Raw genomic sequence first — 1007 nt, forward strand, 5'->3', positions numbered from 1 at the left:
TGCAGGTCGGAACTTACCCGACAAGGAATTTCGCTACCTTAGGATGGTTATAGTTACCACCGCCGTTTACTGGCGCTTAAGTTCTCAGCTTCGCCACCCCGAAGAGTGACTAACCGGTCCCCTTAACGTTCCAGCACCGGGCAGGCGTCAGTCCGTATACATCGCCTTACGGCTTCGCACGGACCTGTGTTTTTAGTAAACAGTCGCTTCTCGCTGGTCTCTGCGGCCACCCCCAGCTCATGAAGTAAATTCAATCACCGGATGTGGCCCCCCTTCTCCCGAAGTTACGGGGGCATTTTGCCGAGTTCCTTAACCATAGTTCACCCGAACGCCTCGGTATTCTCTACCTGACCACCTGAGTCGGTTTAGGGTACGGGCCGCCATGAAACTCGCTAGAGGCTTTTCTCGACAGCATAGGATCATCCACTTCACCACAATCGGCTCGGCATCAGGTCTCAGGCACAAGCTGTCCGGATTTACCTGGACAGCGCCCTACACCCTTACCCCGGGACAACCACCGCCCGGGCTGGACTACCTTCCTGCGTCACCCCATCACTCACCTACTACAAGTCTGGTCCGTCGGCTCCACCACTTTCCTTTCCCCGAAGGGTCCGGAACGGCTTCACGGACTTAGCATCGCCTGATTCAATGTTTGACGCTTCACAGCGGGTACCGGAATATCAACCGGTTATCCATCGACTACGCCTGTCGGCCTCGCCTTAGGTCCCGACTTACCCTGGGCAGATCAGCTTGACCCAGGAACCCTTAGTCAATCGGCGCACACGTTTCTCACGTGTGAATCGCTACTCATGCCTGCATTCTCACTCGTGAACCGTCCACCACTGCCTTCCGGCGCGGCTTCACCCGGCACACGACGCTCCCCTACCCATCACAGCGGGCGTTGGCCCTATAGCTGCAATGACACGACTTCGGCGGTACGCTTGAGCCCCGCTACATTGTCGGCGCGGAATCACTAGACCAGTGAGCTATTACGCACTCTTTCAAGG

At 56.8% G+C, this 1007-nt stretch carries 1 rRNA gene; it reads right to left on the minus strand.

Annotation, left to right across the window (positions count from 1 at the left end):
* Nucleotides 1-1007: ribosomal RNA gene (locus ACIHFB_RS45840) — 23S ribosomal RNA — on the minus strand; the annotation flags it as partial.

Origin of the sequence: Streptomyces sp. NPDC051963, from assembly GCF_044593495.1 — a bacterium.
GTDB lineage: Bacteria > Actinomycetota > Actinomycetes > Streptomycetales > Streptomycetaceae > Streptomyces.